Below are 25662 nucleotides of genomic sequence, written 5' to 3'. Positions count from 1 at the left end.
TCTCCTTAGCATTGGCTATATGGAAGTGCCCTATAAGTATAGGCGTTAACCATAAATCAGGCCTGCTGTTGATTCCCATACGGTATCGATATAAAAAATGGCATTTTTTGTTAACGGCCGAATAATTAGCGGGTTACGGCCCAAAAGTTACCGAAGCTGAGTATAGGTTTCTCGGGAAGGATAAATAGGTAAATAGTCTTAAAATCCCGCTGCGCAAGGGAAACGGCGGGCGGCGTGGCCCGCGCGGCGCGTTATTCGTTGACCAGCTCCACCTGTACGCCCTGACGTTTCAGCTGATGCTGATACTCCAGCGCCAAACGTGAATCGGTGATCACCCGGCTGATTTGCCCCGGCTGCGCCAGCGGGTTAGGCTGGATCTGGCCGAATTTGCTGGAATCCGTCAGCACGATATTCTCCACGCCCTTGGCCAGCACCGCGCTGACCACATCGGCGCGCATCATGTCGCGGCCGGTAAAGCCGGTTTCGGCCTGAAAGCCGTCAATGCCGATAAACGCTTTGTTGAAATGCACCTGCTGAATGCACAGCCGCGTGAGTGGGCCGACCACGGTCTCGCTTTTCTTCTGATACATGCCGCCCAACACAATCACGTCGCAGTCGGTTTCTTTGAGCAGGTTGGCGATGTAGTGGCTGACGGTGATCAGCGTAATGCGCTTGCGTTCGGCGATGTAGCGCGCCAGCAGGGCATTGGCGCTGCCGCTCTCGATAAAAATCGTCTCGCCGTCGTTGACCTGCGCGGCGGCGTACTGCGCCAATCGTTGCTTAAGGGTGAAATTGGACATCATGCGGGCGTCGACGTCGTCGCTTTCCAACGCCACGGCGGAGCCGTGCACCCGCTTCAGATAACTGCGTTTTTCCAGCAGGTTGAGATCCTGCCGGATGGTGACTTCCGAGACGCCCGAAGCGCGCGCCAGCTCATTGACGCTGATCCGGCGGCGATCGTTAACCAACTGCAATATGGTCTGTTGTCGTAAATTCATATCGGCCTGATGATGCGGCCGCCAAGGCGCGGCCGCTAAGAGTCAAAGGTTTAAAGAGTATGTTCTGTGCGCGCAATAATATCATCCTGCGCCTCAGGGGATAATGCGGTAAAGAAGGCGGAATAGCCAGCTACGCGAACCACTAAATCACGATATTGGTCAGGGTGTTGCTTCGCCGCCAGCAGCGTTTCGCGCGACACGATGTTGTACTGCACATGCCAGCCGCGATAGCTCTCGAAGAAGGTGCGCAACATCAGCATCAGCTTCTCCCGATCGCGCGGGTTGTCCAGCGTCGCCGGGTTCAGCTTTTGGTTGAGCAGCACGCCGCCGAGGATCGCCTCGGTCGGCAACTTGGCGAGCGAATTGAACACTGCCGTCGGCCCCAGGTGGTCGGTGCCGGACGCCGGGCTGGCGCCTTCCGCCAGCGGCGTGTGCGCCTTGCGGCCATCCGGCGTGGCCAGGGTGGCAGCGCCGAACGGCACGTTGGCCGAAATCGACGAGGTGCCGGCGTAATAGCCGCCGCCGATTGGCCCACGGCCGAAGCGGGTGTTGCGATACTGCTTCAGTTCTTCGATGTAGGTTTGGTAGGCGCGCACCAGCAGCCGATCGACCTCGTCCACATCGTTGCCGTATTTGGGCGCAGCGTTAAGCAGCCGCTGACGCAGCTGTTCGCCATCCAGCCCGGAGAAGTCTTCGGCCAGCGCCGTCGCCAACTGCTGCTGGCCGATCGCCCCTTGGTCGAACACCAGTTTGCGCACCGCCGCGAGGCTGTTGCCCAGGTTGGCGATGCCGACCTGCAGCCCGGAAACCCAATCGTATTTGGCGCCGCCTTGTTTGATGCTTTTGCCGCGTTCAATGCAGTCATCCACCAGCGCGGAGCAGAGGATATCGTGGGCGTTCTCCTCCAGCACGCTGTCCACCACGCACTCGATCTCAATTGACTTGCGCGTGTAGTAGCGGATTTGCCGATCCCAGGCGGCCATCACCTGCTCGAAATCGGCGAAGTTTCCTTTGGACAGCGCCTGTTCCTGCGGCAGGAAGATCTGCCCGGACGTGGCGTCGCGGCCTTGTTCCAGCGCCGCCAGCAGCACGCGGGCGAAGTTGATGAAGCTCATGCCGGTGCAGCGATAGCCCCATTTGCCGCCGACGGCGGTCTCGATACAGCCGATGGCGGCGTAGTCGTAAGCGTCCTGCGGTTCGACCCCCAGCTTGATGAACTCGGGAATGACAATTTCGTCGTTATTGAATGCCGGCATGCCGAAACCGCAGCGGATCACCTGTACGCAGGCGTCGAGGAAATCGGCGCTCATCCCGGCGTGGTAACGCACGCTGAGGTTGGGCTGTGTGGAGCGCAGGCGGCCACAGGATTCGAGAATGGCGTAGGACAGCGGATTGACCGCGTCGCACGGCCGGCCATCGACCAGTTTTTGCCCGCCGATGGTAACGTTCTGGTACAGCGGGCTGCCGGCGGAGGCCTTGGAGTGCGAGCCGGAGCGGATCTTGTTGACCTCCAGCAGCTTCAGCCAGCAGCTGTGCAGCAGCTCGATGGCGTTTTCCCGCGCCAGGTTTTGCTCCAGCTCCACGTCACGCCGATACCAGGGATAGAGATACTGATCGAGGCGGCCAAAGGAAACCGAATGGCCGTTGGATTCGAGCTGCAACGTCAGCTGGATGAAATAGCACAGCTGCAGCGCCTGCCAGAAGGTGTGCGGCGGGCGATGGGCGATCCGGTCGCAGTTGTCTGCGATAGCCAGCAGCTCGGCGCGCCGCCAGTCGCGGGCTTCGTTTTGCGCCATGTCGCGCGCCAGGCGAGCGAAGCGCAGGATGTGTTCGCTCAGCGCCGTCAGCACAATATCGATAGCGTTGAGAAACTGCGCCTTGTGCAGATCTTCCCACTCGGTCAGACGCAGGCGGCTGCGGCGCGCGTTCACCTTTTCACGCAGGCCATCGAGGCCTAACTCCAGCAGCAGCGGGAAGTTGACCGCCAGATGGGCGTCGCCGGAGGTCATATTGCCCTCGGCCTTGATGATGCCGGTGGCCAGCAGCGCCTTTTGTTCGTCGGTGAACATGCCGTAGCAGCGATCCTGCACCGTTTGGCCGCGCCACCAGGGGCACAGACGATGCAAAATTGCCTTGTTCTCGTCGCTGACCGAAAAACCGGCGCCCGGCCGGTCGGCCAACTGGTCTATTTCGTTTTCTATCCAGCCGACGGTGTATTCGGGGAAGATCGGCGCGGCGCGCAGCTCGCTGGCCTGGTTGCCGACGATCAGCTCGTCGTTGGCGATCCAGATGCTGCGTTTCGCCAGATGGTTGGCCAACGCCAGGGCGCGGCGCACCGGCAGCGGCTTGTCCTGATGCTGCTGATAGGCCTCGGTATAGTGCTGCGCGCGTTCGGTGCACACCGGCGGTTTGACGATGTGAATCAGCGCATTCTTATGCGCCTGGATACGGGCGCTCAGGGTAGTCAAATCCAACGTGGTCATGGTGTTATCCTCGCAAAATGGCGGTCAGGCCCTTGGCGCCGGCATAGTCTTCGGCGAAGGCCAGCAGGTCGGGTGCGTCCAGTGGCGTGCGGGCGGCACGGTAGGGTTCGCCGAGCAGGTGGTACTTGTTGATGCCGAGCGTGTGGTACGGCAGAAAGTGGATCTCCGACACGCCGATCTCGTCGGCGGCGAAGTCGACGATGGTACGGACAGAGCGGCGATCGGCGTTGAAATCGGGGATCAGCGGCACGCGTACGGTCATTGGTACGCCGTGCGCCGCCAGCCGACGAAAATTGCTCATCACCCGGCGGGCGGAACCGCCGGTCCAGGCTCTGAAGCGCGCTTCGTCGGTGTGTTTGAGATCGGCCAGCAGCAGATCCAGCCACGGCAGCGAAGGGGCGATATAACGCCATGGGACGTGCAGGCAGGATTCGACGGCGGTGTGGATGCCGGCCTCGCGGCCGCGCCGCAGCAGGTCCGCCGCGATGTCCGGCTGCATAAAGGGTTCGCCGCCGGACAGCGTTAAACCGCCGCCGCTGCGCAGGTAGAAAGGCTTATCCCGCATCACCTCGGCCATGATATCGTCGGGGTTGATCGGGCTGCCGCACAGGCTGAGCGCGCCGGTCGGGCAGGCGGCGGCCAGGGCGGCATAATCGTCTGCGCTAATCAGCTCGCGTTGCAGCGTCAGCGGCCCGTCGGTGCGTTGCAGCCCTTGCGGACAACGCTCGGCGCACAGCGTGCAGCCGCTCAGGCACAGGCGTTCGTCAAACAGCAGGTCTGCGTGGCGCGAGCGGCTTTCCGGGTTCTGACACCACCGGCAGCTCAGCGGGCAGCCTTTTAAAAAGACCACGCTGCGGATGCCCGGGCCGTCATGGGTCGAGTAGCGCTGCAGATTGAAGATCATGAGTCACCCGTTTGGCGTTGCTGTATCTTACGCCATTAAAGATGTTTCGAATGAAAGTTGAATTGATTTTGATCAAAAGTTAGCGCGGTTTTTGCCCTATGATGATCAGAGTTTGAGTCCGCCTACAGAACATGACACAGGAGTCCGTGATGGAGCTTTATCTCGATACCGCCGATGTGACCGCGGTAAAACGCCTGGCGCGCATTCTGCCGCTGCACGGCGTCACCACCAACCCGAGCATCGTGGCGAAGGAAGGCAAGCCGATCTGGGAAGTGCTGCCCGCGCTGCGCGACGCCCTCGGCGGCACCGGCAAGCTGTTTGCACAGGTGATGGCGACCGATGCGGAACGTATGGTGGCGGAGGCGGCGCTGCTCAGCCAGCGGGTACCGGGGCTGGTGGTGAAAATCCCGGCGACCGCCGAAGGGCTGGCGGCGATCAAGAAGCTTAAAACGATGTCCATTCCGACGTTGGGCACCGCGGTGTACGGCGCTGCACAGGGGCTGTTGGCGGCCTTGGCCGGGGCGGAATATGTGGCGCCTTACGTCAACCGGGTGGACGCGCAGGGCGGCGACGGCATCGAAATGGTGCACGAGCTGCAGCAGCTGTTGAGCCTGCATGCGCCGTCGGCGCAGGTGCTGGCCGCCAGTTTCAAAACGCCGCGCCAGGCGCTGGAGTGCCTGTTGGCGGGCTGCCAGGCCATCACGCTGCCGGTGGACGTCGCGGAGCAGTTCCTGAACGCGCCGGCAGTGCAGGCCGCGGTCGAGAAATTCGAACAGGATTGGCAAGGGGCGTTCGGCTCCACGCTGTTAGGCTAAAGCCAGTAAAAAGGGCGCCGCGGCGCCCTTGCTTGATGCTCGGTTCGTTTAGCTGCGGCCGGCCTCTTCCCTCAGCGCGGCGCCGACCTCGTGCGCCGTCGGCTGTTCGGCGCGCAGCGCCCGGCGGATCGCGAAGAAGGCGGCGATCAGCATGGTCACCGCCACCAGCATAAAGAACCCGCACAGCGCGGCGTTAATCTGGTTGCTGAACACGATGGTTTCCATGTCTTTCAACGATTTGGCCGGCGCAATGATCGTGCCTTGCTCGATGCCGGTGGAGAACTTCTTCGCCTGCGCCAGGAAGCCGATGCTCGGTTTTTCGTGGAAGATCTTCTGCCAGCCGGCGGTCATGGAGGTCACGAACAGCCAGGCGGTCGGCAGAATAGTCACCCAGGCGTAGCGCTGCTTTTTCATCTTGAACAGCACCACGGTGCCGAGGATCAGCGCCATCGACGCCAGCATCTGGTTGCCGATACCGAACAGCGGCCACAGGGTATTGATGCCGCCGAGCGGATCGACCACGCCCTGATACACGAAGAAACCCCAACCGGCCACCGCCACCGTGGTGCCCGCCAGGTTGCCGAACCAGGAGCGGTTATTGGCCAGCTGCGGCACCGCCACGCCCACCAGATCCTGCACCATAAAGCGGCAGGCGCGGGTGCCGGCGTCGACGGCGGTCAGGATGAACAGCGCTTCGAACAGAATGGCGAAGTGGTACCAGAACGCCATCATCGCCCGGCTGTTGAACACCTCACTGATGATGTGCGCCATGCCCACGGCGAAGGTCGGGGCGCCGCCGGCGCGCGACAGGATGGCGCTCTCGCCCACCTCTTTGGCGATCAGCGCCAGCGTCTCCGGCGTGACGATAAAGCCCCAGCTGTTAATGACCTGCGAAGCATTTTCCACCGTGGTGCCGATCAGCGCCGCCGGTGAGTTCATGGCGAAGTAGACGCCCGGATCCAGCACCGAGGCGCAGATCAGCGCCATGATGGCGACGAAAGACTCCATCAGCATGGCGCCGTAACCGATAAAGCGGATGTGGCTTTCGCGCTCCACCAGCTTCGGCGTGGTGCCGCTGGAGACCAGCGCGTGGAAGCCGGAAATGGCGCCGCAGGCGATGGTGATGAACAGGAACGGGAACAGGGCGCCGGCGAACACTGGGCCGCTGCCGTCGATGAAGCGCGAGACCGCCGGCATTTTCATCTCCGGCATGGCGAAGACGATGCCGATGGCCAGGCCGATGATGACGCCGATTTTCATAAAGGTGGAAAGGTAATCGCGCGGCGCCAGCAGCAGCCACACCGGCAGCACCGAGGCGACGAAGCCGTAGATCACCAGCACCCAGGTCAGGGTGGTGCCGTGCAGCGTGAAGAACGGCCCCCAATAGGGATCTTGCGCCACGTTGCCGCCGTAAACGATCGCCAGCAGCATCAGCACGAAGCCAATCACCGAAATTTCAGCGATCTTGCCCGGCCGGATAAAGCGCATGTAGATGCCCATGAACAGGGCGATCGGGATGGTGGCGGCGATGGTGAACAGCCCCCACGGGCTGTCGGCCAACGCTTTTACCACCACCAGCGCCAGCGCTGACAGGATGATGATCATCACCCCCAGCGCGCCGAGCATGGTGATCACCCCGGCGAACGCGCCCAGCTCTTGCTTGGCCATTTCCCCCAGCGAACGTCCGTCGCGGCGCGTGGAGATGAACAGCACCAGAAAATCCTGCACCGCGCCGGCCAACATAACGCCGACCAGGATCCAGATGGTTCCCGGCAGGAAGCCCATCTGCGCGGCCAGGATCGGCCCCACCAGCGGCCCGGCGCCGGCGATGGCGGCGAAGTGGTGGCCGAACAGCACCCATTTGTTGGTGGGCACGTAGTCCAGGCCGTCGTTGTGGCGTTCGGCCGGGGTCAGACGGCGGTCATCCAGTTCAAAGACCTTGTCGGCGATGAACCGGCTGTAGAAGCGGTAGGCGATGCTGTAGCAGGCGACGGCGGCGACCACCAGCCAGACGGCGTTGACGTGCTCGCCGCGGCTGAGCGCCAGCATGGCGAAGGCGAAGGCGCCGACCAACGCCACCAGCAGCCAGATAAATCCGGACCTGATGTTTCTCATGAAATAACTCCTTGGCGTGCAGAGGTAAAATCGACGTTGTTATTAGGAATGACGTTTTAACAGTAGAAGTTTTGCCGCCGAACCGTGGCAGGTCGGATGAGAAATGTGAAGCAGGTGGGGTTTTAGTGTAAAAACAATGTGATGAAACACCGCTGGCGCAGGCTGCGGCCCATGCGCTTCCCGGCAGAAGTTCATTCTGCACTTTCACTTCGCATACAGCGAATCATCGCCGTTTTTTATCAGAGCACGGCGTCTGGCGGCCTATTATTTTATCTGGCGAGGCGCGCCGAAATAAAATTACTCATGCCGTGTTATACCTTTATTTCAATTCGCACTTTTATTCATTCATTAAATAAATAATAAAGCTACGAAAGGAATTTAATTATGATAAATAAAGTCATTGAAGGGTATTTACCGCAGCTTACGGCCATCCGGCATGATATTCACCAGCATCCCGAGTTGGGTTTTGAAGAATTTCGCACCAGCGATCTGGTGGCGGATTATCTAAGCTCGTGGGGCTATGAGGTACACCGCGGATTGGCGGGCACCGGCGTGGTGGGGACGCTGCGGGTGGGCGACGGCGTTAAACGCCTCGGACTGCGCGCCGATATGGACGCCTTGCCGATCGAGGAAAACAACGGCAAACCCTGGAGCAGCAGCGTGGCCAACCGCATGCACGCCTGCGGCCATGATGGCCATACCACCATGCTGCTCGGCGCCGCGCGTTACCTGGCGCAAACGCGCAACTTCAACGGCACGCTGCACCTGATTTTCCAACCGGCGGAAGAGATGCTGAACGGCGGCGCGCGCATGGTGGAACAGGGGCTGTTCGAACGCTTCCCCTGCGATGCCATCTTCGCCATGCACAACATGCCGGGGATGCCGCTCGGCGAGTTCTTCTTCCAGCACGGCCCGTTCATGGCCTCGATGGATCAGTTCAACGTGCGGGTGCAGGGGCGCGGCGGCCACGGCGCCATCCCGCAGCTGGCGGTCGATCCGGTGCTGGTGGCCTCGCATATCACCGTCGCGCTGCAGAGCATCGTTTCGCGCAATATCGATCCGCTGGAGGCGGCGGTGATCACCGTCGGCAGCATCAAGGCCGGCGAGGCGGCCAACGTGATCCCGGACAGCGCGGAAATGAAGCTCAGCGTACGCTCTCTGGATCGCCAGGCGCGCGCAACCCTGCTGGCGCGCATTCCGGCGCTGATCGAAGCGCAGGCGGCAAGCTTCGGTGCCCACGCGGTGGTGGAACACGTTAACGGCACGCCGGTGTTGGTCAACGACGAAGCGATGACCCGTTTCGCCCATCGCCTGGCGCAGCAGCAGTTCGGCGCCGCCCGCGCGCACTACGGCGCCAGGCCGCTGATGGGCAGCGAAGACTTCGCCTTTATGCTCGATGCGCATCCGCAAGGCTGCTACCTGATCATCGGTAACGGTGACGGCGAAGGAAGCTGCATGGTGCATAACCCGGGATATGACTTTAACGATGGGTGTCTGGCGGCCGGCAGCCAGTATTGGGGAGCGTTGGCGGAAGCGTATTTAAAATAAATTCGAAGAGTAATAACAGGGAAGATAATGATGAGTGAAAATACGGCGGCGACGCAATCAACAATAAACGCGCCCGCGAGGGTAGGCGGCAAGAAAGTGATATTTGCCGCCTCCTTCGGCAATGCGCTGGAGTTTTTCGATTTCGGTATCTATAACTTCTTCGTTATTTATATCAGCGTATTGTTTTTTCCCCCCTCGAGCGATCCCAATTTGGCGTTGCTGTTGGCGTTCGCCACGTTTGGCGTCAGTTTTTTCATGCGGCCGCTGGGCGGCATTCTGATCGGCGCCTATGCCGATCGCCATGGCCGCAAGCCGGCGATGATCCTGACGATTTCACTGATGAGCCTCGGCACGGCGATGATCGGCTTTGCGCCGACCTACGCCAGCGCCGGTTATTGGGGAACCGTCACGCTGGTGGCGGCGCGTTTGATCCAGGGCGTGGCGGCGGGCGGCGAGGTGGGCGCATCGATGTCGTTGCTGGTGGAGTCGGCGCCACCTAACCGGCGAGGCTTCTATTCCAGTTGGTCGCTGGCGACGCAGGGCATCGCCACCGTGGTCGGCGGCGTCACCGCGCTGGCGCTCAGCACGGCGTTGCCGGCGATCTCCGGCGAGCCGAATGCCATGGCCGAGTGGGGATGGCGCATTCCGTTCTTTATCGGCGTGGCGCTGGCGCCGCTCGGTTGCTGGCTGCGTCTCGGATTGGAAAGCGACCGGCTGCCGGTGTCGCGGGCCCATGAACCGCCGGCGCAACTGCGACGGCACTCGCGGGCGGTGGTGCTCGGCGTGATGCTGACCATTGGCGCCACCGTCGCCACTTACATCTCGATGTATTATCTCGGCACTTACGCGGTGAAATACTTAGGCATGCCGCAGGCCTACGGCTATGCCGCGATGCTGCTGGCGGGGCTGGTGACCTTCGGCGGCAGCCTGTTGGTTGGGCACTGGTGCGATCGCTATGGTCGCTTGCCACTGATCCGAGGCTCGCGCATCGCTATCTTGATCGTGGCCTTGCCGGCGTTTTGGTGGCTGAGCGCCGCGCCGCATCCGGCGGTGCTGCTGCTGATTGTCGCGATATTGGTCGGATTGACCACGCTCGGCTCGGTGCCGACCATGCTGATGATTTCGGAGCTGTTTCCGCAGCGCATTCGCGCATTGGGGTTTGCGTTGGTCTACAGCCTCGGCGTGGCGATTTTCGGCGGCTTCGCCCAATATATCGCCTCGCAGTCGATCGCGTTGAGCGGCTCGCTGCTGGCGCCCGCCGTCTACCTGATGCTGGCGACGCTGGCTTCGTTGGCGGTGCTGCCATTGCTGCGTGAAACCGGCGGCGATCCATTGCGTTAGCGAGTGCGGGCGAAAAAAAACGCCGGCGGTTTTCACCGTCGGCGTTTGGCGTCGCTACCGTTTCAGGCTGGCGTTCAGGCCGCCGGCCGGGCGATCACGCTGCGGGTTTCCATGCGCACTTCGGCGATGGTGACCTGCAAGGTATCGCTCTGGCGATAAACCACTTCGCCTTTGATCTGCACGGTGCCGGTTTCCTGGCTGCACTGCATCTCGTCACGCACCGCGTGAATAAACGGCGCCGGGATGAAGGCAACCGCGCCGTTGTCCAGCAGGCGCACGCGCAGGCCGCCGCGTGTCACGTCGATGATCTCGGCGTTGAAGCGGGTATCGGTACCGGCCTTGTCCTGCAGGAAGCGGGCGTAAAGCCAGTCGCCGACGTCGCGTTCCGCCATGCGGTTCAGACGGCGGCGTTCCGCCAGCTGCACCGTCACGTCATCCTGCGGTTTTTCCGCCGGCTGCTGGTTGATGATCGCCTTCAGCAGGCGGTGGTTGACCATATCGCCGTATTTACGGATCGGCGATGTCCAGGTGGCGTAAGCCTCCAGCCCCAGACCGAAGTGTGGCCCCGGCGTAGTGCTGATCTCGGCGAAGGTCTGGAAGCGGCGGATGCGGCTGTCGAGGAACTGGGTCGGCTGCGCATCCAGGTGGCGGCGCAGTTCGCAGAAACCGTCGAGGGTCAGCAGCTTCTCGGCTTCGGCTTCGACGCCGTTGGCCTGCAGTACGGTGACCGCTTGCTCAACCAGCGCAGGATCGAAACCGGTGTGTACGTTGTACACGCCGAAGCCCAGGCGATCGCGCAGCACGATGGCGGCGCAGACGTTGGCGGCGATCATGCACTCTTCAACGATGCGGTTGGCGCTGCGGCGCTGCTCGGTAACGATCTCCAGCACGTCGCCTTTTTCACCCAGCACGAAGCGGTAGTCCGGGCGATCTTTGAATACCAGCGCATGCTGGTGGCGCCAGGCGTTGCGTGCGTCGCAAACGCGTTTCAGCAGGGTGATCTGTTGCGCGATGGCGTCGCTCGGCGGTTGCCAGCCGGCAATGCCGTCCAGCCAGTCGGAGACTTCGTCGTACACCAGTTTGGCTTTGGATTCGATCTCGGCGGCGAAGAACTGAATATCTTCGCCCAGCGCGCCGTCGGCGGCGATGGTCACGCGGCAAGCCAGCACCTGACGGCGCTCGTTAGGGCGCAGCGAGCACAGGTTGTCCGACAGATCGCGCGGCAGCATCGGGATGTTGAAGCCCGGCAGATAGTTGGTGAAGGCGCGCACGCGGGCGATATCGTCCAGCTTGCTGCCTTGTTCTACGTAGGCAGTAGGATCGGCGATGGCGATGGTCAACTGCAGCGAACCGTCACCGTTGTCGGTCACGTACAGCGCATCGTCCATGTCTTCGGTGCTGGCGCTGTCGATGGTGACGAATTCGAGCGCGGTCAGATCTTCACGCACCAGCGCAGCGTCCGGCTCGCTGAGGGCCTGCATCTCCGGCGCCTCTTTTTCCAGGTTGTGACGCGCCAGCGTCACCCACCACGGGGCGAAATGGTCTTCACCGTCGGTGATAAACTGGGTCAGGTCGGCGTTGAAGCCGCGATCGCCTTTCAGCGGATGGCGGCGCATTTCCGCCACCGCCCAGTCGCCGGCCTGGAAGTTGTGGGTCAGTTCACGCGCCGGGCGGCACGGAATCGCGTCTTTCAGCAACGGATGATCGGGCACGATGGACAGACGATCGTCGCGCTTTTGCACGCGGCCGACAAAGCGCGACAGGAATGGCTCGACCAGGGTTTCCGGCTCGGCGATTTCGCGCTCTTTCTCGGTGTGCAGGGTGGCGATAATGCGATCCCCGTGCATGACTTTCTTCATGTACGGCGGCGGAATGAAGTAGCTTTTTTGACCGTCTACTTCAAGAAAGCCAAAGCCTTTCTCAGTCCCTTTCACTACGCCTTCAACGCGCGGGGTCTGAGAGTGAAGTTGCTGTTTTAGCTGCGCCAGCAGCGGGTTATCTTGAAACATATCGTCCAGTGAATGGGTTGTGAGTGGCAAGATTTGCGGCTGACAGTTTTACGCGAATCACCCGCTGCGAGCAAGCCTAACGTCACGGAACCCCGCGTTGCCGCGCGATTTTGCGCAAGATTGGTCAATCGAAGGGCGAACGATGAAAAACCCCGGCGCGCAGGCCGGGGTGAAGGAGGGGGGCAATCAGTCCTGCAGCGGCGTCGGCTGCAGGATTTCAATCCAGTAATCGTCCGGATCGCGAATGAACGCGACGTAGTTCATGCGGCCTTCATGCAGGCGTTTCTGGAAGGTGACGCCCAGGCGCTCAAAACGCTCGCAGGCGGCGCGCACGTCCGGCACCGTGACGCACAGGTGGCCAAAGCCGCGCGGCTCGCCGTTGCCGTTGTGGTAATGGAAATCCGCCTGATTTTCGGTGCCGTGGTTATGGGTCAGCTCGAGAATGCCCGGTTGGCTCAGCGCCCAGCGTTTGCGTTCGTCGTCATCCTGCGGGATCTGCTCGCGCGGGCTGCGCGTCAGGTAGCAGATGGTGAAGGCGGCCTCTTTGAATTCTTCCAGATAGACCGGGGTAAAACCCAGTACGCGAGTGTAGAAATCCAGCGCTTTGGTCAGGTCTTTCACGCGGATCATGGTGTGGTTGAACACGTAACCGTCGGTTACCGCGTCCGGTTGGGCCGCCACGCCGGGCAGCGTCAGTAAATCATTCAGTGGCATCAGTGATCCTCCTCAGGGTGTCGACAGACTGTAGGTGAAATCGATGCTAATCTAAAGTGATTGTTTTTAACTAAAACGCTAACTAAAAGTGAATGATAGATGAAGCTGAGCCAGCTGAAGTTTTTCTGCACCGTGGTGGAACACAAAACCATCGCCGCCGCCGCCCGTGAGCTGCACTGCGTGCCTTCCAACGTCACGCTGCGGCTGCGCGAGCTGGAAGAGACGTTGGGCGGCGAGCTGTTTTTCCGCGATAAAAACCGGCTGTACGTCAATCCCAAAGGCCGGCTGTTCTACCAACAGGCGCGCGACATCGTGGCGCAGGCGGAGCGCAGTAAGCAGCTGTTCGCCGGAGAACATCAGCATGGGCTGCTGAACCTCGGGGCGCTGGATTTCTCGCTGGTCAGCCATTTGCCGGCGCGCATCGCCCGGCTGCGCCGTTTACAACCCCATCTGCAGATCAACGTGCTCAGCCGCGATTCATTGGTGCTGGAGCGCATGCTGATCGACAGTGCCCTCGATCTGGCGATCACCGACGGCCCGATTGAACATCCGTTGCTGGCCAGCCAAAAGGCGTTTGACGAACGGCTGGTGATGCTGATGCCGGCCGATGCCGGGCAGCCCGATGCCGCCACGCTGGCGGCGCTGGAATTTTACACGTTCAGCCGAGAATGCTCGTTCCGCCTGAAGGTGGATCACTGGCTGGCCTCGCGCGGGCTGAAACCGCGCATGACGCTGGAAATGGAGTCTTATGCCGCGATGGCGGCCTGCGTGCAGGCAGGTTGCGGCGTCGCTTGCGTGCCGGGTTCTTTGCTGCCGCAGATTTTGCCCGCTCCGGGGCTGAAGGTGGTGGAAATGGGCGAGGAGGGCGTGAGCGATCTGTACTTCGTCTGGCGACGGCATCAGCTGTCCGACGAATTACAGACCATCCTGGCGATATTGAAGCGCCCGGCGTGAACCGGGCGCGCGTTTTCAGGCAATGCGCAGCGAGGGTTGCTGTTCGCTGCGGCGAATCGCCACCGGGATCGACTTCGACGTCGGGGTGCCGGTGCCGTCGCCGAAGCTGGCCAACGGCACCAGCGGGTTGGTTTCCGGGTAGTAGGCCGCCAGGTTGCCACGCGGAATGTCGTAACTCACCAGCTTGAATCCGTCCACTTTACGCACCACGCCATCGTTCCACAGAGTCTCTATCTCAACCCGTTCGCCATCCTGCAGGCCCAGCGCCGCCAGATCTTCCGGATGGATGAACAACACTTCGCGCTGGCCGTAAACGCCGCGGTAGCGGTCATCCAGGCCATAGATGGTGGTGTTGTACTGATCGTGCGAGCGCAGCGTTTGCAGGGTAAACGGCGCTTGCACGTCGCCCAGTTGCGGGAACAGGGTCGCCGGCAGCGCGGCGGCGCTGAATTCCGCCTTGCCGCTCGGCGTGGCGAAGCGCAGTTCGGCGGCGGCATTGCCCAGGTAGAATCCGCCGGGCTGCTCGCAGCGACGGTTGAAATCCTCAAAGCCGGGAATGGTGGCGGCGATATGATCGCGGATCAGCGAGTAGTCGTCGGCCAACTCCAGCCAGTCCAGCTGCTGCGTGCCCAGCACCGCGTCGGCGATGCCGCAGACGATCGCCGTTTCCGAACGTTGGGTATCCGCCAGCGGTTTGCCGATGCCTTCCGAAGCGTGAACCATGCTGAAAGAATCTTCGACCGTGATGTACTGCGAGCCGCTGGCCTGCATGTCCAATTCGGTGCGGCCCAGCGTCGGCAGGATCAACGCGTCTTTGCCGGTCACCAGGTGGCTGCGGTTAAGTTTGGTGCTGATGTGTACCGTCAAATCGCAGTTGCGCAGGGCGCGGGCGGTGCGCTCGGTGTCCGGCGCCGCGGCGGCCAGATTGCCGCCCAGCGCGATCAGCACTTTCACTTCGCCGCGCAACATCGCTTCGATCGCTTCCACCGTGTTGTGGCCCACCGCGCGATTGGCGGTGAAGTTAAAGTGGCGTTCCAGGCTGTCGAGCAGCCCCTTGGGCGACTTCTCGTCAATCCCCATGGTGCGGTTGCCCTGGACGTTGCTGTGGCCGCGCACCGGGCACAGACCGGCGCCCGGTTTGCCCAGTTGCCCGAACAGCAGCTGCAGGTTGGTGATTTCACGCACCGTCGCAATAGAGTGCTTATGCTGAGTCACGCCCATCGCCCAGGTGCAGATCACCCGCTCGGCGCCCTGGTAAGTGGCCGCCGCCTGGCGCAATTGCGCTTCGCTCAGGCCCGATTGCGCGGTAATGGCCCGCCACTCGGTCGCATCCACCTGCGCCAGGTATGCCTCCACGCCGACGCTGTGCCGTTCGATAAACGCCAGGTCGAACAGGGGGGGCTCACCGGCGGCCAGCCGCTGGCGGTGGGTTTCCAGCAGCGCTTTCACCATGCCGCGCACCGCCGCCATATCGCCGCCCAGATTCGGTTGGTAATAGGAGGAGCTGATCGGCGAGGATTTTGGCGTCAGCATCTGCACCGGATCCTGCGGATCGGCGAATCTTTCCAGCCCGCGCTCGCGCAGGGTGTTGAAACTGACGATGCGCGCGCCGCGTCGGGCGGCGTTTTTCAGGCTGTGCAGCATGCGCGGGTGGTTGGTGCCGGGGTTTTGACCGAACACGAAGATGGCGTCGGCTTTTTCGAAGTCATCGATGCGGATGGTGCCTTTGCCGACGCCGATGCTTTGCTTCAGCCCGACGCCGCTCGCCTCGTGACACATGTTGGAGCAGTCGGGGAAATTGCTGGTGCCGAGCATGCGGCCGAACAGTTGATAAAGGTACGACGCTTCGTTGCTGGCGCGGCCCGAGGTATACAGCTCGATTTGGTTCGGGTTGTCCATTGCGTTGATGTGCCTGGCGATCAGCGCCAGCGCGTCCGGCCAATGAATAGGCTCATAGTGGTCGGTTTCGGCGTTGTAGCGCATCGGATGCGTGAGGCGCCCCTGATATTCGAGGAAATAGTCGCTCTGCTGCTGCAGGGTGCTGACGCTGTGCGCGGCGAAGAACTCTGGCTCGACGGCGCTGCGCGTCGCTTCCCAACTGACTGCCTTGGCGCCGTTTTCACAGAAGCTGAAGGTGCTGTGGTTGTCGTCGCCCCAGGCGCAACCGGGGCAGTCGAAGCCGCGCGCCTTGTTGACGCGCATCAGGTTGCGCATGTTTTTTAGGGTTTGTTTACTGTCGAGGACAAAGCGGGTGGTGGCTTCAAGCGAACCCCAGCCGCCCGCTGGGCCGGTATAAGGCTTGATTGACGGTTTGAATTTCATGGTGACACTTCGCAGGTGGTTGTAGCTAAAAAGTAAACGCTTTTTTATGCGTCTTGCGTATTTATGTCACAAGTTTAGGGGCGCGGCAGGCAGGCGTCTAATCGAATGGGGCAATGGCGGCATAGAGCATATCTATCGCAGGCGGACGCTGACCTAAACAAATGGTTGCATAAAGACACCCGCTGCAAAAGAGTAATGGTTTCGCCTGAAAGTGAATTCATGCAGTCTATCTCGCGGATTATATTGGCATTTTATTTAGCCTGCGGGCCTGAGGAACACAGCGTGAAGCGTTCAGTATCAGTGGTGATCGGCGGTATCTTACTGCCTTTAGCAGCGCAGGCGGCGGAAACGGCGTCCCATTTTCCCACCATGACTCCACCGGCGATAGACGCCGCCTCTTACGTATTGATGGATTACACCACCGGCCAGGTGCTGGCTGCCGGCAATGCCGACGAGCGGCGCAATCCGGCCAGCCTGACCAAACTGATGACCGGTTTGGTGATCGATCATGCGCTCGATGAGCATAAGATTGGCCTCGACGATGTCGTCACCGTGGGGAAAGACGCCTGGGCGCAGGGCAACCCGGTGTTCAAAGGCTCCTCGCTGATGTTCCTGAAGCCTGGTGACAGGGTCACGGTACGCGATCTCAGCCGCGGCATCATCATCGATTCCGGCAACGACGCCTGCGTGGCGATGGCGGACTATGTGGCGGGCAGCCAGGCCAACTTCGTCAAGCTGATGAACGAGAAGAGCGCGCAGCTGGGCCTGCAGAACACCCATTTCGAAACGGTACACGGGCTGGATGCGCCGGGGCAGTTCACCACCGCCGGCGATCTGGCGGTGATTGCACGTGCCATCATCATGAGCGAGCCGGCGGAATACCATATGTACAGCGAGAAATCGCTGACCTGGAACGGCATCACGCAGCAGAACCGCAACGGCCTGCTGTGGGATAAGACCCTGCACGTCGACGGCCTGAAAACCGGACACACCGCCTCGGCCGGCTTCAACATCATCGCTTCCGCCACCGAAGGAGATCGCCGTCTGATCGCCGTGGTGATGGGCGGCAAAAGTTCAAAAGGCCGCGAGGAACAGGCGCGCAAGCTGCTGAGCTGGGGGCTGCGCGACTTTAGCACGGTACACCTGTTCAGCGCCGGCCAGAGCCTGGAGGAAGAGCCGATCTGGTACGGCGAAAGCCACCGCTTGCCGGTCGGCAGCGCGCAGGACCAGTCGCTCAGCCTGCCGAAAAACGAGGCGGACAAGCTGAAGGCGCAGTACGTGCTCAACGTTGCGCGGCTGGAAGCGCCTGTCAACAAAGGACAAATCGTCGGCGAGATCCGCATCAACGACAATGGCCAGGTGGTGAAAACCCTGCCGCTGGTGGCGCTGCGGGCGGTGCCGCAGGGCGGCGTGTTCTCGCGCCTGGCGGATTACGTGAAGCTCAAACTCTGACTCACCGGGCGGGCGGCGGCGCCCGGTGGTATACTGGTGCGAATGCCGATCATTGAGCCGCGCTATGGATATTAAACAACTGATTTATCTGTGTAATTTAGAACGGGAGCGCCACTTCGGTCGGGCGGCGGAAGCCAGCTTCGTCAGCCAGCCGACGCTGTCCATGCGATTGAAAAATCTGGAAAAAGAACTGGGCGTTTCGCTGATTAACCGCGGCAACCATTTCGGCGGCTTTACCGCCGAGGGAGAACGGGTGTTGGCGTGGGCGCGCGAGATCGTCTCGGTCTACCAAGGGCTGAAACTGGAGGTGGAGTCGCTCAAGCACGGCTTGCACGGCACGTTGCGCCTCGGTGTGGTGCCGCAGTGCAGCATCTCGGTGGCGGAAATGCTCAAGGCGGTCAGCGAACGTTATCCCCATCTTGATTATCGGTTGGCGGTGCTGAGCGCCGATCAGCTGCTGGAGGCGCTGACGGCGCACACCGTAGATATCGGCATCGGCTTTTTCGAGCTGTCGACCTTGAAAGAACTGCATTTCCAATCGCAGCCGCTGGTGGAAACCGGCGTCGAGCTGGTGTTTCATCCGCAGCATTTCCCTAAGCTGGTGGGGGATGCGCCGTTGCCGCTGGAGGCGGTGGCTGCCTTGCCGCTGTGTCTGGCCGAGCCGACGCGTTATTTCCGCCGCTATCTCGATCAGCATTTCCGCGACGCTGGATTGACGCTGCACCCGCGGCTGGAAACTACCTCTATCTTCCAACTGCTGGAGGGGATTTTCGTCGGGTTGGGCTGCGGGTTGTTCCCGCGCGGCCAACTGCAATCGCCGCTGATGCCGGCATTGCAGCGGCGTCCGGTGGCCATCGCCGCCATGCCGCGTCATGCGGCGGTGGTGGTCGATATGTCGGAGCGCGCCACGCCGTTGGCGCAGAAGTTTTTCGATGCCGCCAGCGAGTGGTTGCGGCGGCAAAATATCTGAAGGAAGAATGTATTGCGGCCAGTATTAGCCGCGTAGTGGTATTCAGTCGATAGCGCTGAAAGATTCCGCATCGCCCAGCGTTTGGCGCAGGCGGTTTTCCCAGGCGTAGAGCGCGACGGTGAGGATCACCTCCAGCGCCTGCGCCTGATCCAGGCCGCTGTTGAACAGCGGCTGCACGCTCTGCGGGGTGAACTTCTCAGGTGCGCGAGTCAGCTCGGCGGCGGTGCGCATCACTGCGAGTTTTACCGAATCTTCGGTATACGCCAGCCCCTGAGGCAGCCCGGCGAACAGCGCCTGAACCAATCCTTCATCCTGCAATTCTTGCGCGACGGTGGCCGCGCAGTAACGGCTGCCGTTGATGCGCGAGACCGCCAGCGTCGCCAGGGCCTTGAGGCGACTCGATAACCCATATCCTTCGGCATTGATGCCGTTGAACACCCCGTTGCGCTCGCGCAGGGTGGCGGCGTCGTGGGCTAACAGCAAATAATAAGATTCGGCGCGCGCCTGCGGGTGACTTTGATCCAACACATCAAGCTGTTCGGCGGCGGCGGTTTCCGCGTTGATCGGCGGCAGGCGGGCAGACCAAGTCAGTTCGTCGGCGCTGAAAGCGATGCCATCGGCGTCTTCGACGTTAGGAAAGCCGGGCACCACCACCGCCGGCCGGCCGGCCAACGCCGCGACGCCGGCGACCACGCGCGCCTGATAGCTGACAAAACCGATCACCTGCGAAAAGGTGACAATATCCGCCGGGCTCAGCCCGACGTCGGCGAGCTGTTGCAGCGCCTTGCGGCAAATCAGCGTGGGCTGGCTGGCAAGCTGACGGGCATATTGGGTGATCTGAGCAAGGCGGATGTTGCTTTCCCGGGAGGCGTCCGGGCTGTGCAGCGGGGCGAGGCGGGCGGCGTAGTGGCTACAAAGCGATTGCACGCCCGTCACCTGAGCGACGGTCAACGCGGTGCTGAGACGATCGTAGAGTGACAATGTCACGTATCGTGACAGCGGCACCTGGTCGGGAAACAGCGCGTGGTAACCGGCCAACGAGGCGCTGAACACCCCGGCGCGAGCGCTGAGCGCATTGTTTAAGGCTTCATCGGCGAAGGCGCCCAGCCCCAGCAGAAAGCGATCGCGAAGGGTGGCCGCCTGGGGTTCCAGCGGCGCATCGCCCCGCACGCTGCTTTGGGTTTCGTGATACCACTGGGCATTATGTTGTCGACGGAGTCGTTCCATAGGGTCAATCCTTAATCATGATCAACAACCGCCGCTGCGCGCGGCAGCGTCGGCTGGACAAAGAGGCAACATGCCCGCAGGCGGGGCGAAAGGCGGTTTTAGCGCAGCTCATCACAGCAGAGGGCGTGGCCGTAAACAGAAAAACCGGCTGCCAGCGTGAGCAGAAACTGCGTAAGGCGGCGATGGCGAATGCTGTTCATCAGTGCGATATCCTGTCGTATGAGAAGTGCAACGTAGGGGATATCCTCACCGATCGCCCTGGCGAGATAAAATAATGTTACGGACTAATCAATAACTGAAAGGAATAAAATATAAGGATATATAACAAGAATGTAATTTGCATGTGCGCTTTCTTGCTAAGCGGCAGGAGCGCAAGGCGATAAAAAACCCGCCGCAGCGGGTTTGAGGTGAAGGCGTGACTCAGAAGCGGCCGCCGTCGCGCCGCCAGGCATCGGCGGTCAACGCTTCGCCGAAGTGGCTGGCGATAAGGCGCTTGGTCAATTCGTGCAGCGGCGCCGCCAACACCTCCGCGGTGCTGCCGCGCTCGACGATTTCCCCTTCGTGCATCACCAGCACCTGGTCGCTGATATGCTTCATCATGCCGAGGTGCTGGGTGACATAAATATAGGAAATGCCGTGTTTTTCCTGCAGCTCCAGCATCAGATTGATGATTTGCGAGCGCATCGACATGTCCAGCGACGCCAGCGCCTCATCGGCGACGATCACCTTCGGTTGCAGGATCAGTGCGCGGGCCAGCGCGACGCGCTGTTTTTGCCCGGAAGCCAGCATGTGCGGATAGTAGTAGGCGTGATCCGGCAGCATGCCGACCTGGCGCAGCGTTTGGTTGATGCGCTGCTCGCGCTCGGCGGGCTCAAGATCGGTGTTCAGCCGCAGCGGCGCATCCAGCAGCTGGCCGATGCGCTGGCGCGGGTTGAGCGAGGTGCTCGGATCCTGAAAAATCATGCGAATACGCTGGCTGCGGTAACGATAATCGCCGAACGCCAGCGGATGATCGTCGATCAGCAGCTCGCCGGCGGTGGGTTCCACCATGCCGGAGAGCATCTTCGCCAGCGTGGATTTGCCGGAGCCGTTCTCGCCGATCACCGCCAGCGTCTGGCCTTCGCGCAGGGTAAAGCTGACTGATTTCACCGCCTCGACGTGCTGGCGGCGAAACAGCCCGGTGCGGTAGCGGTAGGTTTTGCTCAGGTTGCGCACTTCCAACAGCGTTTCCATGTTATTGCTCCTCCATGTTCAGCGGGAAGTGGCAGGCGAAGAAGTGGTTTTTGACCGGGCGCAGGCGCGGCGTTTCGATGCACTTCTTCTGCGCGTAAGGGCAGCGCGGCCCCAGGCGACAGCCGATCGGCAGGTGTTCCAGCGAAGGAATGGCGCCCGGCAGCGTATTCAACCGGCTTTTGTGCGGCAGCGAGCGGCCGAAGTCCGGCATGGCGCGGATCAGCGCCTGGGTGTAAGGGTGGTGCGGCGCCGCCAGCAACTCTTCGCACTGGGCGCTCTCCACCGTTTGCCCGCAGTACAGCACGTTCACTCGATCGGCCCACTTGCTCATCATCTGCAGGTCGTGGCTGATCAGCAGAATGGTGGTGTTGTTGTTCTGGTTGAGGCGCGCCAACAGACGGAAAATCTGCGCCTGCGTGGTCGGTTCCATGGCGTTGGTCGGCTCATCGGCGATCAGCAGGCGCGGTTGGTTGGCCAGCGCGATGGCGATCATCACTTTCTGGCACTCGCCTTCCGTCAGCTCGTACGGGAAGCTGCCCATGATGTCGTCATGATCCTTGATGCCGACGCGGTGCAGTAATTCGATGGCGCGGCGTTTGCGCCAGTTGAAGCGCTGCCACCAGTGGCCCTTATAGGTCCAGCCCGGGATGGCCTGCGCAAGCTGACGGCCGATGCTCTCGGAAGGGTCGAGACAGGACTGCGGCTCCTGGAAGATCATTGAGACGTTGTGGCCCACCAGCTTGCGCCGCTCGCGCGGGCTCAGCTGCAGCAGATCGATGTCGTCGAAACGAAAGCGATCGGCGGTAACGCGCCAGTTGTCTTTGGTTACGCCGCAGATGGCCTTGGCGATCAGGCTCTTGCCGGAGCCCGATTCGCCCACCAGCCCGCGCACTTCGCCCTCGGTCAGCGTCATGCTGACGCGATCGACCGCCTTGACCGGCCCTTCGGCGGTCATAAATTCAATCGTCAAATTGCGGATATCGAGTAACGGCATTATTCCACCCCGGCATTGATTGCGCGGCGCATACCGTCGCCCAACAGGTTAACCAGCAGCACGCTGACGAGGATGGCCGCGCCGGGCAGCATCACCGTCCAGGGCGCGACGTACACCAGCTCGAGCGAATCGCCGAGCATCGCTCCCCATTCCGGCGAAGGCAACTGCGCGCCGAGATCGAGGAAGCCGAGCGCGGCGATATCCAAAATGGCCATCGACAGCGCGCGGGTGAACTCGGTCACCAGCACCGCCGCGATGTTCGGCATGACCGCGTACCACAGGATCTGCAGCGTGGAGGCGCCGTCAAGCCGGGCCGCCACCACGTACTCTTTCTCCAGTTCGTCGTGCACCGCGCTGTAGATGGTGCGCACCATGCGCGGCAACAAGGCGAGCCACACCGCCAGCATGGCGTGTTCAAGTTTGGGGCCGATAAACGCCACCACCACGATCGCCAGCAGTAGCGACGGAATCGACAGCAGAGTATCGAGGATGTGGTTGAGCACCGCCGAGCGTAGCCCATGGGTGACGCCGGCGAACACGCCGAGGATCACGCCGCAGAACGCCGCGGCCAGCGTCACCGCCAGCGCGGAACCGAAGGTGGCGGCGGTGCCGGTCAACAGGCGGCTGAGGATGTCGCGCCCGAGATCGTCGGTGCCGAGGAAGAACGACACGTTGCCGTAGCGCGACCAGGACGGCGGCAGCAGTTGATAGCCGAGGAACTGCTGATCCAGCGCGTAGGGCGCCAGCAGGCTGCCGAACAGCGACAGCAGCAACAGGGCGATCACGCCGTAAAAACCGATCATCGCCAGCGCGTCGCCGTAGAAAATCCGCCAGGTGTAGCGCAGCGGGCTCGGCATCTTTTTCTCGCGGTATACGTTATCGAAGGGCATACCATTCCTTATGTTTCAGCGGGTTGGTTGCCGCACCCAGAATGTCGGCCAGAACGTTAATGGTGATCACCAGCGTGCCGACCACCATCACGCCGGCGGAGATCGCCGCATAGTCCTGTTGGCGAATGGCGTTGATCAGCCACCGGCCGAGGCCCGGCCAGCTGAACACCACTTCGGTGATCATCGCCAGCGTGAGCATGGTGGAGAACTGCAGCCCCAGTTTGGGCACGATCGGCGGCAGCGCGTTGTGCAACACGTGGCGACGAATGATGGTGAAGCGCGACAGGCCGCGGGTGGCGGCGGCCTTGATGTAGTTTTGGCTCAGCACGTCGTCGGTGCTGATGCGCATCAGCCGCACCACTTCGGTGGTGGGCGCCACCGCCAGCGCGGCGATCGGCAGGATCATGTGACGCAGGGCGCTGCCGATCATCTCGGCGCGATACGGCGAGTCCGACAGCCAGGCGTCGATCAGCGCGAAACCGGTGATGGGCTTCACCTGATACAGCAGATCGAAACGGCCGGAAACCGGCAGCCAGCCGAGATGCAGCGAGAAGAACAGCATCAGCAGCAGCGCCAGCCAGAACACCGGCATCGAAAAGCCCAGCAGCGCGAAGGTGCTGATGGCGGTGTCCTGCCACTTGCCGCGCAGCACGCCGGCGATGATGCCCAGCGGAATGCCGATAAACAGCGCCAGGGCGAAGGCCAGCAGGCACAGTTCCATGGTGGCCGGGAACACTTCGCGCAGCTGTTCGCTGATCGCCTGGCCGTTGATGCTGGAGACGCCGAAGTCCCAGTGCAGCAGGCTGACGAAGTAGAATTGATAGGCGTCCAGCAGGGCGGCGCCGTTCAGCGGCGCGCGCGGCGTGAAATAGCTCAGGCTGAAGCTGACCAGCGTCAGGAAGAACAGCGTGATCAGCAGCAGCAGAATGCGGCGCAGGGTAAAGATAATCACTTTTTCACCTCCGGCGCGGATTCACGGTACACCCCGGCGAACGAGGCGTTGCCGAACGGGCTCAGCACCAATCCCTTGATGTCGTAACGATAGGCCTGCAGGCGCAGGGAAGACGCCAGCGGCAGCACCGGCAATTGCTGCTCGAGGATTTTCTGCGCCTTGCGGTAGTTGTCGATGCGCTGAGACAGCTGCTGCGACAGCAGCGCGTTCTGCAGCACTTCGTCGAAGCTCGGGTCACACCAGTGAGCATAGTTGGTTTGCGAACGGATTGCCGCGCAGCTCAGCAGCGGCCGGAAGAAGCTGTCCGGATCGTTGCTGTCGGTGGCCCAGCCGGTCAGGGTCAGATCGTGGTTCATCTCCATCAGGCGCGCTTCCTGGAAGCGACCCTCCACCGGCACGATGGTGACGTTGATGCCCACCTGGCCGAGGTCGGCCTGGATCAGCTCGGCGGTTTTCAGCGGGCTCGGGTTGTAAGACTGGGAGGCGGTCGGCACCCACAGCTTCAGGTTCAGCTGGCCGACGCCGGCCTGCCGCAGCATCTCGCGAGATTTGGCCGGATCGTACTCGGTGACGTGCGCGTCGTTGTCATAGGCCCAGGAGGCGCGCGGCAAGATCGAGGCGGCGGTTTCCGCCGTGCCGTAATAGATAGACTGCATCAACCGCTGGTTGTTGATCGCCAGCGAGATCGCCTGGCGCACATTGAGGTTGTCGAGCGGCGGTTTGCGGGTGTTGAACGCCAGATAGGCGATATTCATCCCCGGACGCAGCGTCAGGCGCAGGCGCGGATCGTCGCGCAGGATAGACAGCTGGCTGGCCGCCGGATAAGCCAGCACGTCGCATTCGCCGGTCAGCAGCTTGGAGAGGCGGCCGGTGCCGCCGGCGCCCAGATCGATCACCACCTGCGGCATGCGCGGCAGCCCTTTCCAGTAGGCGGCGTTGCGCGCCAGGCGAATATATTGCCCCGAGCGGTATTCGTTGAGCAGGAACGGGCCGCTGCCGACCGGCTCGCGGTCGATCAGCTCCTGATGGCCCTCACGCGTCAGCAGATCGGCGTACTCGGCGGACAGCACCGGCGCGTAGTGGGTCGCCAGGTGCCACAGGAACGAGGCGTCCGGCGACTGCAGGCGAATCTCCACCGTATAGTCGTCGAGCTTTCTCACGCTCTGCACCGAATCGCCGAACTGCAGACTGTCGAAATAGGGGTATTCGCCGCCGTTCACGTCGTGATACGGGTGTTTCTGATCGAATACGCGGGCGAAGCTGAATACCACGTCGTCGGCGTTCATCTTGCGGGTGGGCGTGAACCAGGCGGTGGTCTGAAACGGCACGTCCTTGCGCAGATGGAAGCGGTAGGTGGCGCCGTTGTCCAGCACCTCCCAGCTCTGCGCCAGCTCGGGGATCAGGCGATAGGTGTAGGGGTCGACGTCCAGCAGGCGATCGTACAGCTGGGCGGCCAGGGTATCCACCGTCAGGCCGCTGCTGGCCATTTGCGGGTTGAAGGTATTCAGTATGCCGCTGACGCAATAAACAAAGCCGCTCTGGCGAATGTCCGGCAGCGGCGCCGCGCTGGGCGCGGGCGGTGTTGTCGCGGCCAGGGCAGAGCCCGTCAGGCACAACGACAGTATCCAAAAGGGTAAACCACGCATAGAGGCTCATGGGTTAATCAGCAATAGCGTTAGTGTATCGCACTCTGACCAGCAGCCCAATCCATTGAGCAAAATCGCTGAGTTTTCTGCGACTT

General features: G+C 61.8%; 20 protein-coding genes. 7 read left to right on the top strand and 13 right to left on the bottom strand.

The window, feature by feature from the left end:
* Nucleotides 1-251: 251 nt before the first annotated feature.
* Genes ACJ8IP_RS04785 through ACJ8IP_RS04775 form a run of 3 tightly spaced genes read right to left on the bottom strand, consistent with a single transcriptional unit; the run spans nucleotide 252 to nucleotide 4385 of the window.
* The gene (locus tag ACJ8IP_RS04785) at nucleotides 252-998 is read right to left on the bottom strand and encodes a DeoR/GlpR family DNA-binding transcription regulator (protein WP_004930631.1); all 747 of its coding nucleotides are present in this window, start codon (nucleotides 996-998) and stop codon (nucleotides 252-254) included.
* Between the two features lie 50 nt (nucleotides 999-1048).
* Entirely contained in the window at nucleotides 1049-3481 is a 2433-nt protein-coding gene (locus ACJ8IP_RS04780) for a formate C-acetyltransferase/glycerol dehydratase family glycyl radical enzyme (protein ID WP_164106205.1), read from the bottom strand.
* A 4-nt stretch (nucleotides 3482-3485) separates the two neighbouring features.
* Nucleotides 3486-4385: a glycyl-radical enzyme activating protein gene (locus ACJ8IP_RS04775; RefSeq protein WP_033643251.1), complete on the bottom strand. Its 900-nt coding sequence runs from the start codon at nucleotides 4383-4385 to the stop codon at nucleotides 3486-3488.
* 149 nt (nucleotides 4386-4534) lie between these two features.
* Between ACJ8IP_RS04775 and fsa the strand changes: the two genes are divergently transcribed.
* Entirely contained in the window at nucleotides 4535-5200 is a 666-nt protein-coding gene (fsa, locus tag ACJ8IP_RS04770) for a fructose-6-phosphate aldolase (RefSeq protein ID WP_033643250.1), read from the top strand.
* A 48-nt stretch (nucleotides 5201-5248) separates the two neighbouring features.
* Here the strand turns inward: fsa and ACJ8IP_RS04765 are convergent, their stop codons facing one another.
* Nucleotides 5249-7315, bottom strand: coding sequence for a carbon starvation CstA family protein (locus ACJ8IP_RS04765; RefSeq protein ID WP_442524326.1), 2067 nt, complete (start codon nucleotides 7313-7315; stop codon nucleotides 5249-5251).
* 384 nt (nucleotides 7316-7699) lie between these two features.
* On the opposite strand from ACJ8IP_RS04765, the gene ACJ8IP_RS04760 reads away from it, so the two are divergent.
* Entirely contained in the window at nucleotides 7700-8863 is a 1164-nt protein-coding gene (locus ACJ8IP_RS04760) for a M20 aminoacylase family protein (RefSeq protein ID WP_164106207.1), read from the top strand.
* Between the two features lie 30 nt (nucleotides 8864-8893).
* On the top strand, nucleotides 8894-10204 hold the full coding sequence (locus ACJ8IP_RS04755) for an MFS transporter (protein WP_033650268.1): 1311 nt from the start codon (nucleotides 8894-8896) through the stop codon (nucleotides 10202-10204).
* 74 nt (nucleotides 10205-10278) lie between these two features.
* On the opposite strand, the gene ACJ8IP_RS04750 is transcribed toward ACJ8IP_RS04755, so the two are convergent.
* Together ACJ8IP_RS04750 and gloA are read right to left on the bottom strand one after the other, a co-directional pair.
* Nucleotides 10279-12213 carry an exoribonuclease II gene (locus ACJ8IP_RS04750; RefSeq protein ID WP_042784655.1) on the bottom strand — a complete coding sequence of 645 codons (1935 nt, stop codon included), beginning with the start codon at nucleotides 12211-12213 and terminating at the stop codon, nucleotides 10279-10281.
* A gap of 186 nt (nucleotides 12214-12399) precedes the next feature.
* On the bottom strand, nucleotides 12400-12927 hold the full coding sequence (gene gloA / locus ACJ8IP_RS04745; RefSeq protein ID WP_019452681.1) for a lactoylglutathione lyase: 528 nt from the start codon (nucleotides 12925-12927) through the stop codon (nucleotides 12400-12402).
* A 99-nt stretch (nucleotides 12928-13026) separates the two neighbouring features.
* On the opposite strand from gloA, the gene ACJ8IP_RS04740 reads away from it, so the two are divergent.
* Entirely contained in the window at nucleotides 13027-13881 is an 855-nt protein-coding gene (locus tag ACJ8IP_RS04740) for a LysR family transcriptional regulator (RefSeq protein WP_089194821.1), read from the top strand.
* A 15-nt stretch (nucleotides 13882-13896) separates the two neighbouring features.
* On the opposite strand, the gene ACJ8IP_RS04735 is transcribed toward ACJ8IP_RS04740, so the two are convergent.
* Nucleotides 13897-16203, bottom strand: coding sequence for an FdhF/YdeP family oxidoreductase (locus ACJ8IP_RS04735; RefSeq protein WP_147838004.1), 2307 nt, complete (start codon nucleotides 16201-16203; stop codon nucleotides 13897-13899).
* 282 nt (nucleotides 16204-16485) lie between these two features.
* Here ACJ8IP_RS04735 and dacD point away from each other — a divergent pair, with 282 nt between their 5' ends.
* Together dacD and ACJ8IP_RS04725 are read left to right on the top strand one after the other, a co-directional pair.
* Nucleotides 16486-17655, top strand: a complete 1170-nt coding sequence (gene dacD, locus ACJ8IP_RS04730; RefSeq protein WP_164106209.1) for a serine-type D-Ala-D-Ala carboxypeptidase DacD — start codon at nucleotides 16486-16488, stop codon at nucleotides 17653-17655.
* Nucleotides 17656-17719: 64 nt separating this feature from the next.
* Nucleotides 17720-18625: a LysR family transcriptional regulator gene (locus tag ACJ8IP_RS04725; RefSeq protein WP_033650272.1), complete on the top strand. Its 906-nt coding sequence runs from the start codon at nucleotides 17720-17722 to the stop codon at nucleotides 18623-18625.
* A gap of 42 nt (nucleotides 18626-18667) precedes the next feature.
* Here the strand turns inward: ACJ8IP_RS04725 and ACJ8IP_RS04720 are convergent, their stop codons facing one another.
* A complete protein-coding gene (locus ACJ8IP_RS04720) occupies nucleotides 18668-19852 on the bottom strand; it encodes a CMD domain-containing protein (protein ID WP_164106210.1) in 1185 nt (394 codons plus the stop codon).
* 17 nt (nucleotides 19853-19869) lie between these two features.
* Between ACJ8IP_RS04720 and ACJ8IP_RS04715 the strand changes: the two genes are divergently transcribed.
* Nucleotides 19870-20127 carry a hypothetical protein gene (locus tag ACJ8IP_RS04715; protein WP_046898217.1) on the top strand — a complete coding sequence of 86 codons (258 nt, stop codon included), beginning with the start codon at nucleotides 19870-19872 and terminating at the stop codon, nucleotides 20125-20127.
* Nucleotides 20128-20272: 145 nt separating this feature from the next.
* Here the strand turns inward: ACJ8IP_RS04715 and sapF are convergent, their stop codons facing one another.
* Genes sapF through sapA form a run of 5 tightly spaced genes read right to left on the bottom strand, consistent with a single transcriptional unit; the run spans nucleotide 20273 to nucleotide 25567 of the window.
* Nucleotides 20273-21085: a putrescine export ABC transporter ATP-binding protein SapF gene (gene sapF, locus ACJ8IP_RS04710; protein ID WP_016927550.1), complete on the bottom strand. Its 813-nt coding sequence runs from the start codon at nucleotides 21083-21085 to the stop codon at nucleotides 20273-20275.
* A 1-nt stretch (nucleotide 21086) separates the two neighbouring features.
* Nucleotides 21087-22079, bottom strand: a complete 993-nt coding sequence (sapD, locus tag ACJ8IP_RS04705; protein ID WP_016927551.1) for a putrescine export ABC transporter ATP-binding protein SapD — start codon at nucleotides 22077-22079, stop codon at nucleotides 21087-21089.
* On the bottom strand, nucleotides 22079-22969 hold the full coding sequence (gene sapC, locus ACJ8IP_RS04700) for a putrescine export ABC transporter permease SapC (RefSeq protein ID WP_004930580.1): 891 nt from the start codon (nucleotides 22967-22969) through the stop codon (nucleotides 22079-22081). The genes sapD and sapC overlap by 1 nt, the downstream gene beginning before the upstream one ends.
* Entirely contained in the window at nucleotides 22956-23921 is a 966-nt protein-coding gene (gene sapB / locus ACJ8IP_RS04695) for a putrescine export ABC transporter permease SapB (RefSeq protein WP_004930575.1), read from the bottom strand. The genes sapC and sapB overlap by 14 nt, the downstream gene beginning before the upstream one ends.
* Nucleotides 23918-25567, bottom strand: coding sequence for an ABC transporter substrate-binding protein SapA (gene sapA, locus ACJ8IP_RS04690; RefSeq protein WP_033643238.1), 1650 nt, complete (start codon nucleotides 25565-25567; stop codon nucleotides 23918-23920). The genes sapB and sapA overlap by 4 nt, the downstream gene beginning before the upstream one ends.
* Nucleotides 25568-25662: the final 95 nt, after the last annotated feature.

The organism is Serratia sp. CY52157 (assembly GCF_052168495.1).
GTDB classification, from domain to species: domain Bacteria; phylum Pseudomonadota; class Gammaproteobacteria; order Enterobacterales; family Enterobacteriaceae; genus Serratia; species Serratia ureilytica.
This window is presented reverse-complemented; position numbering and strand designations above follow the sequence as displayed.

What these genes read in the sequence shown, in the direction of transcription:
- ACJ8IP_RS04785 (WP_004930631.1), bottom strand. Translation starts at nt 998, where the DNA reads ATGAATTTACGACAACAGACCATATTGCAGTTGGTTAACGATCGCCGC.
- ACJ8IP_RS04780 (WP_164106205.1), bottom strand. Translation starts at nt 3,481, where the DNA reads ATGACCACGTTGGATTTGACTACCCTGAGCGCCCGTATCCAGGCGCAT.
- ACJ8IP_RS04775 (WP_033643251.1), bottom strand. Translation starts at nt 4,385, where the DNA reads ATGATCTTCAATCTGCAGCGCTACTCGACCCATGACGGCCCGGGCATC.
- fsa (WP_033643250.1), top strand. Translation starts at nt 4,535, where the DNA reads ATGGAGCTTTATCTCGATACCGCCGATGTGACCGCGGTAAAACGCCTG.
- ACJ8IP_RS04765 (WP_442524326.1), bottom strand. Translation starts at nt 7,315, where the DNA reads ATGAGAAACATCAGGTCCGGATTTATCTGGCTGCTGGTGGCGTTGGTC.
- ACJ8IP_RS04760 (WP_164106207.1), top strand. Translation starts at nt 7,700, where the DNA reads ATGATAAATAAAGTCATTGAAGGGTATTTACCGCAGCTTACGGCCATC.
- ACJ8IP_RS04755 (WP_033650268.1), top strand. Translation starts at nt 8,894, where the DNA reads ATGAGTGAAAATACGGCGGCGACGCAATCAACAATAAACGCGCCCGCG.
- ACJ8IP_RS04750 (WP_042784655.1), bottom strand. Translation starts at nt 12,213, where the DNA reads ATGTTTCAAGATAACCCGCTGCTGGCGCAGCTAAAACAGCAACTTCAC.
- gloA (WP_019452681.1), bottom strand. Translation starts at nt 12,927, where the DNA reads ATGCCACTGAATGATTTACTGACGCTGCCCGGCGTGGCGGCCCAACCG.
- ACJ8IP_RS04740 (WP_089194821.1), top strand. Translation starts at nt 13,027, where the DNA reads ATGAAGCTGAGCCAGCTGAAGTTTTTCTGCACCGTGGTGGAACACAAA.
- ACJ8IP_RS04735 (WP_147838004.1), bottom strand. Translation starts at nt 16,203, where the DNA reads ATGAAATTCAAACCGTCAATCAAGCCTTATACCGGCCCAGCGGGCGGC.
- ACJ8IP_RS04725 (WP_033650272.1), top strand. Translation starts at nt 17,720, where the DNA reads ATGGATATTAAACAACTGATTTATCTGTGTAATTTAGAACGGGAGCGC.
- ACJ8IP_RS04720 (WP_164106210.1), bottom strand. Translation starts at nt 19,852, where the DNA reads ATGGAACGACTCCGTCGACAACATAATGCCCAGTGGTATCACGAAACC.
- ACJ8IP_RS04715 (WP_046898217.1), top strand. Translation starts at nt 19,870, where the DNA reads ATGATCAACAACCGCCGCTGCGCGCGGCAGCGTCGGCTGGACAAAGAG.
- sapF (WP_016927550.1), bottom strand. Translation starts at nt 21,085, where the DNA reads ATGGAAACGCTGTTGGAAGTGCGCAACCTGAGCAAAACCTACCGCTAC.
- sapD (WP_016927551.1), bottom strand. Translation starts at nt 22,079, where the DNA reads ATGCCGTTACTCGATATCCGCAATTTGACGATTGAATTTATGACCGCC.
- sapC (WP_004930580.1), bottom strand. Translation starts at nt 22,969, where the DNA reads ATGCCCTTCGATAACGTATACCGCGAGAAAAAGATGCCGAGCCCGCTG.
- sapA (WP_033643238.1), bottom strand. Translation starts at nt 25,567, where the DNA reads ATGCGTGGTTTACCCTTTTGGATACTGTCGTTGTGCCTGACGGGCTCT.